Raw genomic sequence first — 14595 nt, forward strand, 5'->3', positions numbered from 1 at the left:
CGCGCCACGGTCGATGAAGACAGGCACTACTGCCTCGCGCTGCCCCTATGATGTGGGAGCCTGCCGCGCGCTCCAATCGGTCAGACTGCGATGGCCTGCAATTTCGCACTACGCCTTAGGAAGTGCCCGATCTCGCCAGGCCGTCCGCTTTCCCTCGATGATCATGGGGCCGGTCAATCCCAAAGGTGACGCGACGGGCCGGGAGTGGGCGCACGCTTCACACGCGGAATCGGTCCACCAACTTGGGCTTTCGGGTGCGGTTGTGCCTCGCGAATACCAGTATCGGTTCGCCGCCCGTCTCGGTTTAGACGTTGCAACAACTGAGCCGGTACAATGCTATCCTCGCCTTCTTGAGAGCCGGCTTCTCGCAGCTCGCTTGGCTGGGCGATGAATCAGCATCTTTCCCTCGTCAGCCTCGTGGTCGCGGACTATGACGAGGCGATCGCCTTCTTCACCGGCGCCCTGGATTTCAAGCTGTGTGAAGACACGCCGCTCGGCGGCGGCAAGCGTTGGGTGGTCGTGCGCCCACCGGGCGGTGCCGGCTCCGGCCTGCTATTGGCGCGGGCTGACGGTCCGGCCCAAGTGGCGCGCATTGGTGACCAGACCGGAGGGCGGGTCTTCTTGTTCCTGGAGACGGATGATTTCGATCGCGATCATGCGCGCATGATCGCAGCCGGTGTGCGGTTCGTTGAGGAGCCACGGCATGAGGCCTACGGCATCGTCGCGGTTTTCGAGGATCTCTGTGGCAACCGTTGGGACCTGATCCAGCGCAAGTCGACACACGGCTGCGAAACCAGTCCTTAGCCGACAACGCCGCGCCAAGAGGCGGTTCGCTCCAGTACGTCGCGTCGCGCCCCGGCAAGCTGCGAGCGGCTCCGATTGACAATATCATTAGTTTATACTAATCATAAGTTATGACTGTTGATAACGCCCAGTTGGCCTCCCTTGGCGACCCGACGCGCCGCGCGATATTCGAGCTGATCGCTGAGCACCCGCGCTCAGTCGCGGAGATTACCCGGCAGGTTTCGGTCTCGCAGTCGGCTGTTTCCCAGCACCTCAAGGTGCTGCGCGAATCGCGCCTGGTTCGTTCCGAGCCGAAGGGTGCAAGCAACGTCTACCACATCGATCCACACGGGCTTGGCCAGATGCGCGCTTGGCTCGACCGGTTCTGGAGCAAAACGCTGGCGGCCTACAAGGTCGCCGTCGAGCAACCACCAGAGGAGTCACAATGAACGCTCATATATCAGTTGCGTCCGTGAAGCAGTCCATCGTGGTCGAGGCGCCGATCGAGCGCGCATTCAAGGTCTTCACCGAGGACTTCGGCAGTTTCAAACCGCCCGAGCACAACATGCTCGCTGTCCCGATTGCCGAGACGGTGTTCGAGCCTCGGGTCGGCGGCTACCTCTATGATCGTGGCGTCGACGGCAGCGAGTGCCGCTGGGCGCGCGTGCTGGCCTACGAGCCGCCCGACCGGGTGCTTCTGAGCTGGGACATCAGCCCGCGATGGCAGATCGAGACCGATCCGGACAGGACCAGCGAGTGGGAAGTGCGCTTCACCGCCGAGACGGCAGACCGCACCCGCGTCGAGATCGAGCACCGGAATCTGGAGCGCCATGGCGAAGGCTGGGAAAGCGAGCGCGACGGAGTTGCCGGCGATCAGGGTTGGCCGCTGTACCTCAAGCGGTATGCCGACCTGTTGGCCCGCAAGGCCTGACGGCCGCATGTCAACCGGCTCGGAGCGGGGACTGTGAATCGGCCCTAAGACGGCGAGTGGTCGTCGGGCGGAGCTGGTCAGGTTGGTTCAGCATAGGATTTGCTATGCCATACTACGCTGCGATCGTCTCGTTGCTCACTGTGGCGTTCCATTTCTTCCTGGCCACGCGCGTCGCGGCGGCACATGGAAAGTTCAACGTGAAGCTTCCGGCAACGACCGGTAATGCAGACTTCGAGCGCGTGTTTCGCGTGCACATGAACACGCTCGAATGGATGCCGATCTTTCTAGTGCCGCTGTGGCTTTGCGCGATTTATCTGAACGACATCGCGGCCGCGACGCTCGGACTCGTCTGGATTGGCGGACGTGTATTGTACTTCACCGGCTACATCAAAGCGGTGGAGAAGCGTCTGCCCGGGTTCTTCATCCAATCGACCGCATGCGCCTTGCTGTTCGTCGGCGCCGTTGTCGGCATCGTCCTGCGCAGAACAAGCGGTTGATCGGCGTCGATGGTGGTGTTGCGGTGACAGTGCATCAACTCGACAACTTGACTACGTCAATCGATGACTCGGCCGAAGTTGGCGGCGATAGCGTGTACCGGAGTGGCGCGCCGCACGGGTGATGATGAGAACTATGTCTACTCCATAGGCCTCTAAGGCCCGCCTGTGGCGCTCTTCGCCGACATTAGGACGACGACCCGAGCAGCAGCTGCAGCAGGTGACGAACTCTCGTGCGTGCCCAACAATCGGCAGGTTCATCGTGCAGGCGCAGCGTACGGGCGTCGTGATCGTGATCGTAGCGGCCGGCTCGCGGCGTCGGGCGAGGATAAGAATGACGTCGGCCGAGTGGACGCCTTCCTTAAGTGCCGTAGCGCAGGCGGTTTCGACCGCCGGCAGACCGTCGCTCAGCACTGGCCAGGATATCGACCATCTGCCGGTCGCCGCCCTGCACTCCCGAGAGCTTCCGACGCGCCCGGTCCAGTGCGGCCAGAAGGATCCAATCCTTGAAGGGTGCGCCGAATACCGCCGAGCCTTCGATTTTCTGAGATTCGGGGCAAGCGAACTAAGTTTTGTCAGCGGCGATGTCACAAGGCGCAAGACCGGGGTGTCTTAAAGATGTGATCAACCCAAACGCTCACGCGAAGGAGAGTGATTATGAGCCACCCCAATGCCCAATCGCGCCTGAACTTCATGGAGCAATCGCCCGATCTGTTCAAGAAACTCCAGGAACTCGGAATTGCGATCGTCAAAAGCAGCGATATCGAGCCGGGGCTGGGCCAATTGGTGGACATCCGTGCCTCGCAGATAAACGGCTGCGCCGCCTGCCTGGACATGCACGTCAAGCAGGCAAAGCTAAGCGGCGAGCGAGAGTTGCGCTTGTATCACATCGCGATCTGGCGCGAGTCGCCGCTGTTTTCCCCCAAGGAGCGCGCGGCGCTGGCCTGGACCGAGGCGCTGACCCAACTCGCGCGGACCGGCGTCTCCGATGACCTCTATGCCGAGCTGCGTGAGCAGTTCAGCGAAAAGGAACTCTCGACGCTGACCTTCCGCGTGATCGGCATCAATGCGGCGAACCGCGTCAATGTGGCCTTCCGCACTCCGCCCGGCAAGTACGATAAGGAATTCGGTCTGGACAAGGCCGAGCTTGCCTAAGGGGGCGAGCGATCCGGCGAATGCACCCCGCTGTCTGCGGCTTGGTCGCCAGGTTTGGGGCGACCGAGGTGATCGCCAAGGTCCAGCAACCGGCTTACGCAAAGCTGTGCGCTCGCCGCGTACTCTTCAATAGTGAGCTGGCAGTTCTGACGTGGCTCGCGAACGGTAACCACCTACGCAGCGCGACGAGTGACAACTGGCGCATATGACAAGGGTACCCGAACCCATATTCGACGATGCAAATCGAATGTTCAGCGGAGATCAAAGAAAGAAGGAGACATCATGAGTAAGACTTGGTTCGTCACCGGTTCGTCGCGCGGTTTGGGCCGCTGCTTCGTCGAGGCCGCCCTGTCTCGCGGCGACAGGGTGGCCGCGAGCGCCCGAAACACCGCGAGTCTTGATGAACTGGCCGATGCCTATGGCGACGCCGTGCTTCCGCTCGAGCTGGACGTGACCGACAAGGTCGCGGTCTTCGAAAGCGTAAAGCGGGCCAAAGAACATTTCGGCCGTCTCGACGTCATCGTGAACAATGCCGGCTACGCGCAGATCGGCGCAATCGAGGAACTGACGGAGCAACAACTGCGCGACCAGTTCGAGACCAACGTGTTCGGCGCGGTTTGGGTCATTAAGGCCGCGCTGCCTTACCTGCGCGAGCAGGGCGCAGGGCACATCGTCCAAATGTCCTCGATCGGCGGGCTCATCGCGATGCCGCTCGGCGGCGCATACCAAGCCTCCAAATGGTCCCTCGAAGCTCTGAATGACACCCTTGTCCAAGAAGTCGCCGATTTCGGCATCAAGGTGACCGTGGTCGAGCCCGTCGGCTTCGCCACTAGGTCCGGCAAGAATCCGAATCCATTAGCCAACGGTCACATGGCCGAGGCTAACCCGGTCTACGACGGACTCCGCCAGCGCCTTGCCGTGCTCGTGGGAAAGCAGCCCGCCGGCGACCCGGCCGCTGCGGCCCAGGCACTCCTCAAGATCGTCGATTCCGATACCCCGCCCCTGAGGGTGCTTTTCGGCCGGGGCTTCTACCAAATGCTCCAGCAGGTCTACGCCGACAGGCTCAAGTCCTGGGCCGACTGGCAGAACCTCTCGGTGGAGGCTCACGGGCAAGCCCAATCAAGAGATCGGTGACCCCTTCGGCGTGAGCTTTCGAGATCTGAGACGAGTGCATCAACCATGCCCGAATACAGACGGCATGCGTGAGGCGGTGGCGTTCTGGTGGTAGTCTTGCGGCACAGGCGAGGCCATTTAGTGCGCTCTCCCTTTATTGAGAATTCGACGCGTTCCGAGCTGTTTGGCGAAGCGATGGCGCTGAATGAGAGGGATCGAGATTTGAACGACCATGCCATTAACGACCATGCCATTGATGTGGCGACGGAGGCTTTCACAGAGCACCGTGATCTGCTCTTCACGGTCGCATACGAGATGCTTGGATCGGCATCTGATGCCGAAGACGTCCTTCAGGAGACCTGGCTGCGTTGGGTGAAGGTCGACTTGGGACAGGTACGCAACAAACGCGCCTATCTTGTCCGAATTGCAACTAGGCAGGCGCTGAATCGGCTCCGCACGATAAAACGGCGCAGGGAGGAATATGTCGGGCCGTGGCTGCCTGAGCCGTTGATCACTGCGCCGGATGTGACGGAAGACGTCGAACTCGCCGAAAGTGTTTCCATGGCGCTCATGATCGTCCTTGAGACGCTGTCACCGGTCGAGCGCGCTGTCTTCATTCTTCGCGACGCCTTTGATGTAACTTATGAGGAGATCGCCGCCGTCGTCGACAAGACTCCCACGGCCGTCCGCCAAATAGCGCATCGGGCCCGTCTGCACGTCGATGCGCGCCGCCCTCGCCAAGTGGTCTCTCCGGCCGAGGCGAGGAGGGCACTGGAGTTATTTCGCCGTGCACTCGAATCCGGGAATCCCCAGGACCTCATCAACGTGCTTGCGCCTGACGTCGTCCTCGTGAGCGACGGCGGCGGCGTAAAGCAGGCTGCGCTGCGCCCGATCATCGGGGCACAAAGGGTTGTCGGGATGTTCGTCCACGGCCTCCCGAAGATCGAAGGTGCGCTCACTGGCGAGCACACTGTCGTCAACGGCAACCCGGCGCTCCTCATGCGCCTTGATGGGAAAATCGACGGCGTCCTTGCGGTCCGGGTCGAGGACGCGCGCATCACCGGTCTTTACTACGTTCGAAACCCAGAGAAGCTGACACGGATCGCATCCATGACGTCGCTGACACTCGCATGAGCAGCGGCCCCGAACGAGCGGCCGCATCGATCATGAAGGGTATGTCGGTTCTGGTTGCGCTGCGAAGCCCAAGCGCCGCCGCGAGTTCACGGGCATGATCCGTCATGGTCTGGTCCCGGCTTGCATAATCGGCGAGCGCCTCAGCCGGAAGTTCGAGCTGCTCGGCGATGAAGGTCACCAATTCTTCTGGGAGAGCTGCGGAGCGGTTGAGGACCTGCGCCATTGTCATGGCGGGATGGCGAAACAGCGCGAGCTGGAGAGCAGCACCGAGGCGATTGCGGTCCTCCCGCCGCAGGCTCAAAGCTATGCAATCCGCCGTCCACGAACACCTCGCGCCCGTCTGGAAGCTGCTGTCGCCGCCGTTACTACGCCTTTCGCGCGCAGGATATTTCTCGCGCTTCACTCAGCCGTAGTTCCGGCGGCGATTGGCGGTAATTCTCGGTGTTGGCGTGGTGGAAATGACAGAAGTGGCGCGCTCGGAGAGATTCGAACTCCCGACCCTCGGAATCGAAATCCGATGCTCTATCCAGCTGAGCTACGAGCGCCTGCGGTGGCTCGTACCAGACTTGGCCTGATAGAGCCAGTAGCGGAGGCTAGTAGCAGGGATGCCGGCGGCGGTCCTGGCCGATATAGGCGGCCGCGCCCTGGCGGCAGAGGACGGTGGAGGGGCCGTCGTAATAGGCGAAGGTGCCGGGCTGCAGGCCAGGCCCGTAATTGTGCAGGAAGCTGATGGGGTAGGGCAGGCCCCAATTATGCAGGTGCCGATTATGGCGGGCGTCCGCCAGGTTTGGGGCGAGGGCCGCGGTGGAGAGGAGGGCGGCGGCAGCGAAAAACTTTGCTTTGGTCATTTCGATTCTCCGGAAGTCCCACTGAAGCTCTAGTGATTCGATCTGAATGGACAGAAATTCGTGCGAAGAAAGTGTGTTAAAACAACAAGTTAGAAGCCTAAGCTGCGAATCGATCGAAGCCCGCAACCGCTGCTACTTTGGCTGGTCCAATTTCCCATTCTAGGAGAAGCGGGCAGAAATGCTGCGGAAAACCATCCTAACGCGCCCATTTTTGGCCTCAAGGGATGCTTAACGAATTCCTAACACAGTCCGGCCAGAGTTCTGTCCGATCTGACTTCAAGGGCCGACCTATCCCCGTCTGACAAAGGTTACCCGGTTCCCGATCGACCTATGCGCATCACGTCTCTTGCCTTGCTGTCCCTCTCGGTCCTGGTCGCGAGCCCGGCGCGCGCCGACTTGCATATCACGCGCGACCACGGCGGTTATGTCGAGGAGTACAAGGCCAAGTACAAGCGCATCCGCGACCGCAAGGAGCGGGTCATCATCGACGGCATCTGCAACTCGGCCTGCACGCTGGTGTTCGGCATCGTGCCGATGAACAAGATCTGCGTCACGCCGAAGGCGAGCGTTGGTTTCCACCAGGCCTATTACGACAAGGCCTTCACTTTCGGCATCAAGGTCACGAGTGCTGAAGGGACGTCGGACCTGATGTCCTATTATCCGGAAACGGTGAAGGACTGGATTCGCCGCAACGGCGGGCTCACCACCGAGATGAAGAAGATCAAGAACGGCCGCGAGCTCTGGAGGATCGTCGATCCCTGTCCGGAAGAGTGGTAATCGCCGTTACCTTTCGCGCAAGCCCCAGAACGTAACTTCGCCACGATAGGTTCGCCGCGCTTCATCAAATCGTTCTTCGATATGTGAAATCGCGGCGACGGTTCGCGTGACCGACCCTTGCCGCACAACATGCGATCGGGCAACAGGGACGGCAAATGACTGGCGACTTCGAAAAAATTGCCGCGCGCGCAGCGCCCGCGATCTTTGTCGTGCTCTGGAGCACGGGCTTCATCGGCACCAAATATGTGCTGAACAGCGCCGAGCCGCTGACCTATCTCGCGATCCGAATGGCGTTCGTGGTGGGACTGATGGCGATCATCGTCGTAGTCGCGCGGCCGCGCTGGCCGGACCGCGTCGGCATCGCGCACAGCGCCGTCGCCGGCATTCTCGTGCACGGCATCTATCTCGGCGGCACGGCGATCGCGATTGCGCACTCGATCCCGGCGGGGCTCTCGGCTTTGATTCCGGGCCTGCAGCCGATTCTCACCTCGACGCTTGCGAGCCGCTGGCTCGGCGAGCGCGTGACGCCGCTGCAATGGAGCGGATTGCTGCTCGGGCTCGCCGGCGTCGTGCTGATCCTGCACGACAGGCCGGTGGGCGGAGAGGCGGGCTGGGGATGGCTCGCCTCGGCCGTTTCGCTGGTCAGCATCACGCTCGGCACGCTGTACCAGCGCCGCTACTGCAGCGCGATCGACTGGCGGTCCGGCAATCTCGTGCAATACGTCGCGGTGACGATCTTGTTCAGTCTCGGCGCATGGCTGTTCGAGACCAACGAGGTGCATTGGACCACCGAGTTCATCCTGGCGCTGGCCTGGCTTGCGGTCGTGCTGTCGATCGGATCGATCGGGCTGCTCTATTGGCTGATCCGGCGCTCGGCCGCGACGTCGGTAGCGAGCCTGTTCTATCTGGTGCCCGCGGTGACGTCGCTGATGGCCTATGTGCTGTTCGGCGAGCGGCTGGACGTGGTCTCGATTGCCGGCATGGCCGCCTGCGCGGCGGCCGTGCTGGTGGTCAACCGCCGCTCAGTTTGAAGTAGAGCGTTCGGGCTTCCTGCACGCATAAATTTCATGAAGCTTATCAGTATTTTCCCTGAGTTGTGCCCATTAAGGCGATCGTAAGCAAAACGGGTCAGATTGGGCGGGATTTTGGGGGAATTCTCGTTATGACCACGCAATCCATTGGAAAGTTCTTGCCGGCGCTCAAGCTGCGCCTCGGTACCAAGGCTGTCATCTGTGCGATCCTCCTGATCGCGGTGAATACCGCGCTGGTGGTCGGGGCGGCCCATTGGTCGCTGACTTCCGAATTCGGTGACCGGGCGCTGCGGGACATCGAGGTCAACCTGCGCACGCTGGGTCTGGCTTTTGCCGAGACCTATAGCGACGCCAAGATCACACTCAAGGACGGGGCGGTCGCCCGGGCCGAAATTCCGAAGATGCCCGAGTTCAAGGACCACGCGATCGTCGATCGCGCGGTGGGCTATGCCGGCGGCAACGCGACGCTTTTCGTCTATGACGACGCCAGCAACCAGTTCGTCCGCCGCACCACCAATGTGAAGAAGGAGAACGGCGACCGCGCCGTCGGCACTCAGCTCGCGGCCGATCACCCCGGGCAGGCAGTGGTGCGCCGCGGAGAAGCCTACCGCGGCCCGGCAACGCTGTTCGGCAAGACGTTCATGACCGCCTACTACCCGATCGTGAATTCGGCCGGCAAGGTGATCGGTCTGCTGTATGTCGGCATTCCCATGGCTCACTACGAGAGCATGCTGTCGCATGCCATTCAGAACATGGCTATCGCAGCCGGCATTGCCGCGCTGCTGGTGATGTTGCTGACCTTGCTGCTCGTGCGCCAGGTGACCAAGCCGCTGACGTCGGTCACGGCCTCGCTTACTGCCATTGCCAACGGCAACGCCGAAGTCGAAATCGACTGCGACGACCGGACGGACGAGATCGGCGAGATTGCGCGTACGCTTGCGGTGTTCAAGAACAATTCGGTCGAACGCCGGCGCTTGCGCGACGAGCAGACCGCGGCTGCCGCTGCCGCTGCCGAGCAGCGCAAGTCGGAATTGCGCGGCTTCGTCGACGAGTTCCAGACCGGCGTTGGCGGCATCCTCGACAAGGTGCTGAGCTCCTCCGGTGAATTCGAGCGTGTCGCGCGGCAGCTCACCGACACCGCGCGGACTACTGCAAGCCTGTCCGGCAAGTCGGCCGGCGCTTCCGAAACCGCCTCCGAGCATGTCCGCACCGCGGCGGCCGCCTCCGACGAGCTCTCCAGCTCGATCGCCGAAATCACCCGCCGCGTCCAGGAATCGAACGGCATCGCAGCAGACGCCGTCAAGCAGGCCGCCGCCACCGACCAGCGCATCAACGAATTGTCGGAAGCCGGCGCCCGGATCGGCGACGTGGTGAAGCTGATCACCTCGATCGCCGAGCAGACCAACCTCTTGGCGCTTAACGCCACCATCGAGGCGGCGCGGGCAGGCGATGCCGGCCGCGGCTTTGCCGTGGTGGCGCAGGAGGTCAAGAGCCTCGCCGGTCAGACGGCCAAGGCGACGGAAGAGATATCCAGCCAGATCGGCAGCATGCAGCTTGCGACCGAAGAGTCGGTCAGCGCGATCAAGGCGATCGGCCAGACCATCGAGCGCATCAGCGATATCGCCACCTCGATCTCGGCGGCGGTCGAGCAGCAGCGCAGCGCGACCCAGAACATTGCGCAGAGCGTGCGCGCGGCGGCGAGCGGCACGGCCGATGTTGCGGCCAACATCCGCAACGCCGCGCAGGGCGCCGACGAGACCGGCGAGACCTCGAGCCGGATGTTTGCCTCTGCGCAGAATCTGTCGAGCGAAAGCCTGCACCTGAAGGCCGAGGTGGAAAGATTCCTCGACCGCGTCCGCGCCGCCTGACGGAAGCGTCACGGCGGATCACCGTCATTCCGGGATGGTCCGAAGGACCAGACCCGGAATCTCGAGATCCCCCGATGCGCAATTGCGCATCTGAGGTCTGGTGCTTGCGCACCATCCCGGGATGACGGTTTCGATTGCTTCGCAATCGCCACCGTCACTTCGGTTGCGGCACGATCCGGATATAGGGCTTCGGCGCCTTCCAGCCGGCCGGATAGATCGTCTTCGCCTCGTCGTCGCTGACGGAGCCCGCGATGATGACGTCCTCGCCCTGTTTCCAGTCGGCCGGCGTCGCGACGCGATGCTTGGCCGTCATCTGCAGGGAATCGATGGCGCGCAGGATTTCCGCGAAATTGCGGCCCGTGGTCATCGGATACACCAGCACCAGCTTGATCTTCTTGTCGGGACCGATGATGAAGACGTTGCGGACGGTCTGGTTGTCGGCGGGCGTGCGCGTGAGCGGATCGCCCGACGTTGAGGCCGGCAGCATGTCGTAGAGCTTGGAGACGTTGAAATCGATGTCGCCGATCATCGGATAATTCGGCGCCGCGCCCTGCGTCTCCTTGATGTCCTCGGACCATTTCGAATGCCGGTCGACGGGATCGACGCTCAAGCCCATCAGCTTGACGCCGCGCTTGTCGAATTCCGGCTTCAACTTCGCGAGAGCGCCGAGTTCGGTGGTGCAAACCGGCGTGAAATCCTTCGGGTGCGAGAACAAAAGCGCCCAGTTGTTGCCGATCCAGTCGTGGAATTTGATTTTCCCTTCCGTGGTCTCAGCTTCGAAATCGGGGGCGGTTGCGCCAATCTGGAGTGCCATGGTTTTACCTCATGTTATTAAAGTTACAGGGAAATTTGCCTTTAACATTATACGATTCTGAAGCGGTTAAGTGAACCGGTTAGCGCAAAAGGTGAGATCCTTCTCCGCGAGCCCGGAACTCCTAGCATCTTCTTTTGGTCCGCGCCTCTGCGACGAAAAGAACCGGCGGGCCTGCATTCGATGGCGGAAGCCAGATTTGGGAGCCATCCTTTTGTTTTCACAACCGTTCCACTCTTTTGCCGTCGCTGCCCCGATATTGCCTTTTATCGCCCGCATCACGCCGGGCCGCTTTTTGCACCCGGGAATGCATTGGTCTGAACCGTGACCGACCTCACAGCGACCAATTGGCAACCATGTAAAAATCAGGGAATGCGGGTTTCGAATCGTTAACCGCTCGTTCATGGCCCGTATGGAAATGCTGAACTGGAATTGAAATCGAGAAGTGCAACTATGTCTGCCGCGACTGCCGTGCCCGCTGAAATATCTCTCCAACCATCCTGCCGCAAGACCGCCGCTGATGCGCTCACCATCGTTCGCGATGGCGTCATCACCGGCGAAGGTCCCACGACCAGGGGTCGCATCCATTTCTCCCGCGCGCTTGATGCCGATGACGCCGCGTGGTGCGCGCGCATCCTCACCGTAAGCGCGGTTGATCATGAGCCGGTGAGCCGCGCCGAAATCGAAGCGTTGTTCGAAATCAGCGATGCGGCTGCGGAACGCACCGACGACGGACGTTTCGACGATTTGCTGGCCAAGGCGGTCGCCCACCATGCCGCCTCCGAGTCCGGCCTGCCGGTGCCGCCGCGCACGGTGGCGCTGTCGCCGGATACGCCGATCGAGAGCTGGGCGCCGGTGAAGGCCGCCAACATCGACACGAAGGTGCTGGAATGGATCGCCAGCGAGATGCGCGGCAAGCGCCACAGCAATCATCGCCTTGCCGCGCTGGTCGCCACCCTGGTCGGCGCCGCCGCGCTGCCGCTCGCACAACTGCCGGGCATGCTGGATATGGGGCTGCTGTAGGTCATATCTCGGCTATCCAGTACGCTGCTGCTTCTCGGTTCAATCATTAGCGTCGCTGGGATACTGGTCGCCCGGTCAAGCCGGGCGATGACAGGTGAGTATGCGTTCGCGATCTCGCCACGCATTGCGCCCGAGGTGACTAAAAGGGGTGCTGGGACACTGATAGGGCGAGTCAGGGGGTTAAATCTCACCCCGGCATCCCCATATAGCCTCTCATGGCACAATGGAAATCATCGACCACCCGGCAACCACCGATGACGAAGGATGAGTTGCGCCTGATGCTGGCCGAGGCGGTCCGCAACACGCAGCCGATTGCGGATCACGGGCCGAAAGGCTCCCCAAAGGCCGACGACGATCAGCCCTAGCTGGCCGCCAGCGGCTCGCCGCTCATTCGCAAGCTTTAAGAAACGAACCAAGGCGCGGCGGTTGATGCCGATCCCGACAGCTTGGTCCAATCAGACGTTCACAAAGGATAGCGGATGCGGATAGCTGCCAAGCCCACCGAACAAGAGATCACCGAGGGGCCGCAATCGGTATCCTTTCAGATCGCGAACGGGAACGCGCGGCAGCGCTGCGTTCTGCAAACCGGGCTGCCGACCAAGGCTCTGGCCCAAAAATTTCTTCTCGCAAATTGGCCTGTTATCGAAAAGATGGCGCGCGACGCGCTCGCGGCCGGAAGTCTTGAAGACGGCCAGATCAAACTCGTCATGGCGGCCTGAGCAGCTCACTATCAACGCCAATTTTGGATTGCAGGAGCAGTCATGCTGAAAGATCGCGAGAATATCCTCAATGCGCTTCGCGAGAAGCCGCTCAAGGCCTACCAACTCATGAGGCGTGCCAATCTTCCGAATGAGGAGGCCTGCCAATCCCTGCTTCTGAAGATGCGCGACGAAGGTCTGGTGAAATTCGACATCCACAAGGGGCTATGGCTCATCGGATAGTCAGATGAATGCGGCAGGGTTATTTCCCCGCCGTTTTCTGTTTTCCGCCGTTCACTTCCAGCCCAAACGTACGGCCGGGAAAACCCGCTTGGCCGCCGTGGCGCCGACGTCGGCGTTGCTGACGGGGAGGGGGTCGACATAGCCTGATTTGAAGTCGGGCCCGATCCCCGCCATGAAATTCAAGCTATCGCCCGGCTGAACGATCCGCCGTCGCCTCCCGTTTGGTTTTGCTCTGCGACAGGATTGTTACTTTGCGCGGAACCGGTCTCAAGGGCAGGAAGCACCGGCGAGCCTGGCAAAAACCTGCTTGGAAACACATGGAAACATTGCAGCCTGATGTCGTTCTCCGATGGAAGGAGGCCCGCCATGAGCAAGTTTCATGAGAAGGTCGAGGCCCAGACCAAACAGATCATCGGGCAAATGCTCGGCGACGAACTGCTGGTTCGGGAAGGCAAGGAGCAACATCGGCAGGCGACAGAGCCCGAACCGACTGATCCCGGATCATCCAATGGCAGCGATGATCAGGGCATCATCCGTGATCAACGGGGACAGGAGCAACCCAAGGACAAGGAACGCGCCCAGCGCGTGAGCCGGGTCGATCGCGGCGGCGATCCGCCCGGCAAGAAGACTTCAGGCGATCGCTAAACAAGGCAATCGCCAAACAAGAGAAGAGGCGGTGTTGGACCGCCTCTTCTTCAATGCTCGTTGTTCGCTACTGACAGATATGGCGCCGGCCGTCCGCACCGATGAATGTCGTGCCGGGTTGACAGACGAAGCCGCTATTGTAGTAGCGCGGCCCGTAGCCATAATTGTAGGCGTAGACGTCGTTTCGGAACGGCGCCGTCGCAATCGCGCCGGCCGTTCCGATCGCGCCGCCAACCACGCCGGCGGCTACTTCGCCCGGCCAGAATCCGCTGTGTCCATGATAAACCCGGTCCTGGGTCTGCGGCTTACGGATCGCATCCGACCGTCCGTGAGCATCCTGCGCCAGTGCAGGCGCTGCGACCGCAGTCGAAAAAACCGCCGCTGCGGCTAGGAGCTTCAAGTTCATGAGTTGCCTCCGTTGTACCAACAGAGGGCCAACCGGGGGCGCCTGCGACCGTTCCGATATCGTGATCGATACGCTTCAAACGGATGTGAGGTTTCAGTTCCAGATTCGGCTCTTCGGGAACGATGCCCCGTAGAGCCGATTGACCGGGGGAAGCTCACTCTCAGGCCGAGGTCGTCATGAAGAGCAAACGTATCGGCGCCGATGATGAGGCGCGGGTTCACGTCGTCATTCTGGACACCGGCGAGGAGGCGTTTACCGCGCTCACCCGGTTCGCAGCCGAATCCGGGATTTTCGCGGCCTCGCTGACTGCGATCGGTGCCTTCGAACGGGCGACGGTCGGCTGGTTCGACGTCGCCGCGAAGAACTACCGGAAGATCGAGGTCGACGAGCAGTGCGAAGTCCTCAGCGCGATCGGCGACGTGGCCGCCGGCGATGACGGCAAGCCCAGCCTGCACGTTCACGTCGTGCTCGGCCTTGCCGACGGCTCGACGCGCGGCGGTCATCTGTTGGCAGCAACCGTCAGGCCGACGCTCGAAGTGATCTTGACCGAAGCGCCGGCAGCGCTTCGACGCAAGAAGAGGCCCGACCTCGGCATTGCCCTGATCGATCTTGCGGCCGGGAGCGGGTAGCGCCTC

19 protein-coding genes, 1 tRNA gene and 1 pseudogene are annotated in these 14595 nt (G+C 61.6%); 15 read left to right on the plus strand and 6 right to left on the minus strand.

Annotated elements, in window-relative coordinates; translation table 11 throughout:
- Positions 1-387 precede the first annotated feature (387 nt).
- The 4 genes from LMTR3_RS15900 (at position 388) to LMTR3_RS15915 (ending at position 2211) form a co-directional block, all read left to right on the plus strand.
- Positions 388-804 carry a VOC family protein gene (locus LMTR3_RS15900; protein WP_065746033.1) on the plus strand — a complete coding sequence of 139 codons (417 nt, stop codon included), beginning with the start codon at positions 388-390 and terminating at the stop codon, positions 802-804.
- 110 nt (positions 805-914) lie between these two features.
- Complete coding sequence (locus tag LMTR3_RS15905) at positions 915-1232, plus strand: ArsR/SmtB family transcription factor (protein WP_065746034.1); 318 nt, start codon at positions 915-917, stop codon at positions 1230-1232.
- Positions 1229-1714: an SRPBCC family protein gene (locus LMTR3_RS15910; RefSeq protein WP_065746035.1), complete on the plus strand. Its 486-nt coding sequence runs from the start codon at positions 1229-1231 to the stop codon at positions 1712-1714. Before LMTR3_RS15905 ends, LMTR3_RS15910 begins: the two co-directional genes overlap by 4 nt.
- Positions 1715-1845: 131 nt before the next feature.
- Complete coding sequence (locus LMTR3_RS15915) at positions 1846-2211, plus strand: MAPEG family protein (RefSeq protein WP_349643804.1); 366 nt, start codon at positions 1846-1848, stop codon at positions 2209-2211.
- 184 nt (positions 2212-2395) lie between these two features.
- On the opposite strand, the pseudogene LMTR3_RS36435 reads toward LMTR3_RS15915, so the two are convergent.
- Positions 2396-2728, minus strand: a pseudogene (locus tag LMTR3_RS36435) (IS21 family transposase); the annotation flags it as partial.
- 137 nt (positions 2729-2865) lie between these two features.
- On the opposite strand from LMTR3_RS36435, the gene LMTR3_RS15925 reads away from it, so the two are divergent.
- The 3 genes from LMTR3_RS15925 to LMTR3_RS15940 all read left to right on the plus strand — a co-directional run bounded on the left by LMTR3_RS15925 (position 2866) and on the right by LMTR3_RS15940 (position 5610).
- Positions 2866-3363 carry a carboxymuconolactone decarboxylase family protein gene (locus LMTR3_RS15925; protein ID WP_065746038.1) on the plus strand — a complete coding sequence of 166 codons (498 nt, stop codon included), beginning with the start codon at positions 2866-2868 and terminating at the stop codon, positions 3361-3363.
- A 282-nt stretch (positions 3364-3645) separates the two neighbouring features.
- Positions 3646-4497 (plus strand): SDR family NAD(P)-dependent oxidoreductase, encoded by an 852-nt coding sequence (locus LMTR3_RS15935; RefSeq protein WP_065746040.1) that lies wholly within the window; start codon positions 3646-3648, stop codon positions 4495-4497.
- Between the two features lie 174 nt (positions 4498-4671).
- On the plus strand, positions 4672-5610 hold the full coding sequence (locus LMTR3_RS15940) for an RNA polymerase sigma-70 factor (protein ID WP_210184705.1): 939 nt from the start codon (positions 4672-4674) through the stop codon (positions 5608-5610).
- Here the strand turns inward: LMTR3_RS15940 and LMTR3_RS36440 are convergent.
- From LMTR3_RS36440 to LMTR3_RS15950, 3 genes are all read right to left on the minus strand, one after another.
- Complete coding sequence (locus tag LMTR3_RS36440; RefSeq protein WP_084029652.1) at positions 5534-6013, minus strand: DUF4158 domain-containing protein; 480 nt, start codon at positions 6011-6013, stop codon at positions 5534-5536. The genes LMTR3_RS15940 and LMTR3_RS36440 overlap by 77 nt on opposite strands.
- A 65-nt stretch (positions 6014-6078) precedes the next feature.
- Positions 6079-6155: transfer RNA gene (locus LMTR3_RS15945), tRNA-Arg, on the minus strand.
- A 48-nt stretch (positions 6156-6203) separates the two neighbouring features.
- Positions 6204-6458, minus strand: coding sequence for a hypothetical protein (locus LMTR3_RS15950; protein ID WP_065746041.1), 255 nt, complete (start codon positions 6456-6458; stop codon positions 6204-6206).
- Positions 6459-6788: 330 nt separating this feature from the next.
- On the opposite strand from LMTR3_RS15950, the gene LMTR3_RS15955 reads away from it, so the two are divergent.
- From LMTR3_RS15955 to LMTR3_RS15965, 3 genes are all read left to right on the plus strand, one after another.
- A complete protein-coding gene (locus LMTR3_RS15955) occupies positions 6789-7235 on the plus strand; it encodes a hypothetical protein (protein WP_065746042.1) in 447 nt (148 codons plus the stop codon).
- 155 nt (positions 7236-7390) lie between these two features.
- On the plus strand, positions 7391-8266 hold the full coding sequence (locus LMTR3_RS15960; RefSeq protein WP_065746043.1) for a DMT family transporter: 876 nt from the start codon (positions 7391-7393) through the stop codon (positions 8264-8266).
- Between the two features lie 131 nt (positions 8267-8397).
- Positions 8398-10134 carry a methyl-accepting chemotaxis protein gene (locus tag LMTR3_RS15965; RefSeq protein WP_065746044.1) on the plus strand — a complete coding sequence of 579 codons (1737 nt, stop codon included), beginning with the start codon at positions 8398-8400 and terminating at the stop codon, positions 10132-10134.
- 154 nt (positions 10135-10288) lie between these two features.
- On the opposite strand, the gene LMTR3_RS15970 is transcribed toward LMTR3_RS15965, so the two are convergent.
- Entirely contained in the window at positions 10289-10948 is a 660-nt protein-coding gene (locus LMTR3_RS15970; RefSeq protein WP_065746045.1) for a peroxiredoxin, read from the minus strand.
- 450 nt (positions 10949-11398) lie between these two features.
- Here LMTR3_RS15970 and LMTR3_RS15975 point away from each other — a divergent pair, with 450 nt between their 5' ends.
- The 4 genes from LMTR3_RS15975 (at position 11399) to LMTR3_RS15990 (ending at position 13554) form a co-directional block, all read left to right on the plus strand.
- Entirely contained in the window at positions 11399-11968 is a 570-nt protein-coding gene (locus LMTR3_RS15975) for a hypothetical protein (RefSeq protein ID WP_065746046.1), read from the plus strand.
- Between the two features lie 479 nt (positions 11969-12447).
- Positions 12448-12687, plus strand: a complete 240-nt coding sequence (locus LMTR3_RS15980; RefSeq protein WP_065746047.1) for a hypothetical protein — start codon at positions 12448-12450, stop codon at positions 12685-12687.
- A 42-nt stretch (positions 12688-12729) separates the two neighbouring features.
- Entirely contained in the window at positions 12730-12909 is a 180-nt protein-coding gene (locus tag LMTR3_RS15985) for a hypothetical protein (protein ID WP_057855515.1), read from the plus strand.
- Between the two features lie 366 nt (positions 12910-13275).
- Positions 13276-13554 carry a hypothetical protein gene (locus LMTR3_RS15990; protein ID WP_084029653.1) on the plus strand — a complete coding sequence of 93 codons (279 nt, stop codon included), beginning with the start codon at positions 13276-13278 and terminating at the stop codon, positions 13552-13554.
- Between the two features lie 67 nt (positions 13555-13621).
- Here LMTR3_RS15990 and LMTR3_RS15995 read toward each other — a convergent pair whose 3' ends face one another.
- Positions 13622-13960 (minus strand): hypothetical protein, encoded by a 339-nt coding sequence (locus tag LMTR3_RS15995; protein ID WP_065746049.1) that lies wholly within the window; start codon positions 13958-13960, stop codon positions 13622-13624.
- Between the two features lie 176 nt (positions 13961-14136).
- Between LMTR3_RS15995 and LMTR3_RS16000 the strand changes: the two genes are divergently transcribed.
- Positions 14137-14589, plus strand: a complete 453-nt coding sequence (locus LMTR3_RS16000) for a PPC domain-containing DNA-binding protein (protein WP_065746050.1) — start codon at positions 14137-14139, stop codon at positions 14587-14589.
- Positions 14590-14595: the final 6 nt, after the last annotated feature.

It is taken from the genome of Bradyrhizobium sp. LMTR 3, assembly GCF_001693485.1.
Classification (GTDB): domain Bacteria; phylum Pseudomonadota; class Alphaproteobacteria; order Rhizobiales; family Xanthobacteraceae; genus Bradyrhizobium.

Bases quoted from the DNA above. Each gene is read 5' to 3' on its own strand.
- LMTR3_RS15900 (WP_065746033.1), top strand. From the start codon at position 388: ATGAATCAGCATCTTTCCCTCGTCAGCCTCGTGGTCGCGGACTATGAC.
- LMTR3_RS15905 (WP_065746034.1), top strand. From the start codon at position 915: ATGACTGTTGATAACGCCCAGTTGGCCTCCCTTGGCGACCCGACGCGC.
- LMTR3_RS15910 (WP_065746035.1), top strand. From the start codon at position 1,229: ATGAACGCTCATATATCAGTTGCGTCCGTGAAGCAGTCCATCGTGGTC.
- LMTR3_RS15925 (WP_065746038.1), top strand. From the start codon at position 2,866: ATGAGCCACCCCAATGCCCAATCGCGCCTGAACTTCATGGAGCAATCG.
- LMTR3_RS15935 (WP_065746040.1), top strand. From the start codon at position 3,646: ATGAGTAAGACTTGGTTCGTCACCGGTTCGTCGCGCGGTTTGGGCCGC.
- LMTR3_RS15940 (WP_210184705.1), top strand. From the start codon at position 4,672: ATGGCGCTGAATGAGAGGGATCGAGATTTGAACGACCATGCCATTAAC.
- LMTR3_RS15950 (WP_065746041.1), bottom strand. From the start codon at position 6,458: ATGACCAAAGCAAAGTTTTTCGCTGCCGCCGCCCTCCTCTCCACCGCG.
- LMTR3_RS15955 (WP_065746042.1), top strand. From the start codon at position 6,789: ATGCGCATCACGTCTCTTGCCTTGCTGTCCCTCTCGGTCCTGGTCGCG.
- LMTR3_RS15960 (WP_065746043.1), top strand. From the start codon at position 7,391: ATGACTGGCGACTTCGAAAAAATTGCCGCGCGCGCAGCGCCCGCGATC.
- LMTR3_RS15965 (WP_065746044.1), top strand. From the start codon at position 8,398: ATGACCACGCAATCCATTGGAAAGTTCTTGCCGGCGCTCAAGCTGCGC.
- LMTR3_RS15970 (WP_065746045.1), bottom strand. From the start codon at position 10,948: ATGGCACTCCAGATTGGCGCAACCGCCCCCGATTTCGAAGCTGAGACC.
- LMTR3_RS15975 (WP_065746046.1), top strand. From the start codon at position 11,399: ATGTCTGCCGCGACTGCCGTGCCCGCTGAAATATCTCTCCAACCATCC.
- LMTR3_RS15980 (WP_065746047.1), top strand. From the start codon at position 12,448: ATGCGGATAGCTGCCAAGCCCACCGAACAAGAGATCACCGAGGGGCCG.
- LMTR3_RS15985 (WP_057855515.1), top strand. From the start codon at position 12,730: ATGCTGAAAGATCGCGAGAATATCCTCAATGCGCTTCGCGAGAAGCCG.
- LMTR3_RS15990 (WP_084029653.1), top strand. From the start codon at position 13,276: ATGAGCAAGTTTCATGAGAAGGTCGAGGCCCAGACCAAACAGATCATC.
- LMTR3_RS15995 (WP_065746049.1), bottom strand. From the start codon at position 13,960: ATGAACTTGAAGCTCCTAGCCGCAGCGGCGGTTTTTTCGACTGCGGTC.
- LMTR3_RS16000 (WP_065746050.1), top strand. From the start codon at position 14,137: ATGAAGAGCAAACGTATCGGCGCCGATGATGAGGCGCGGGTTCACGTC.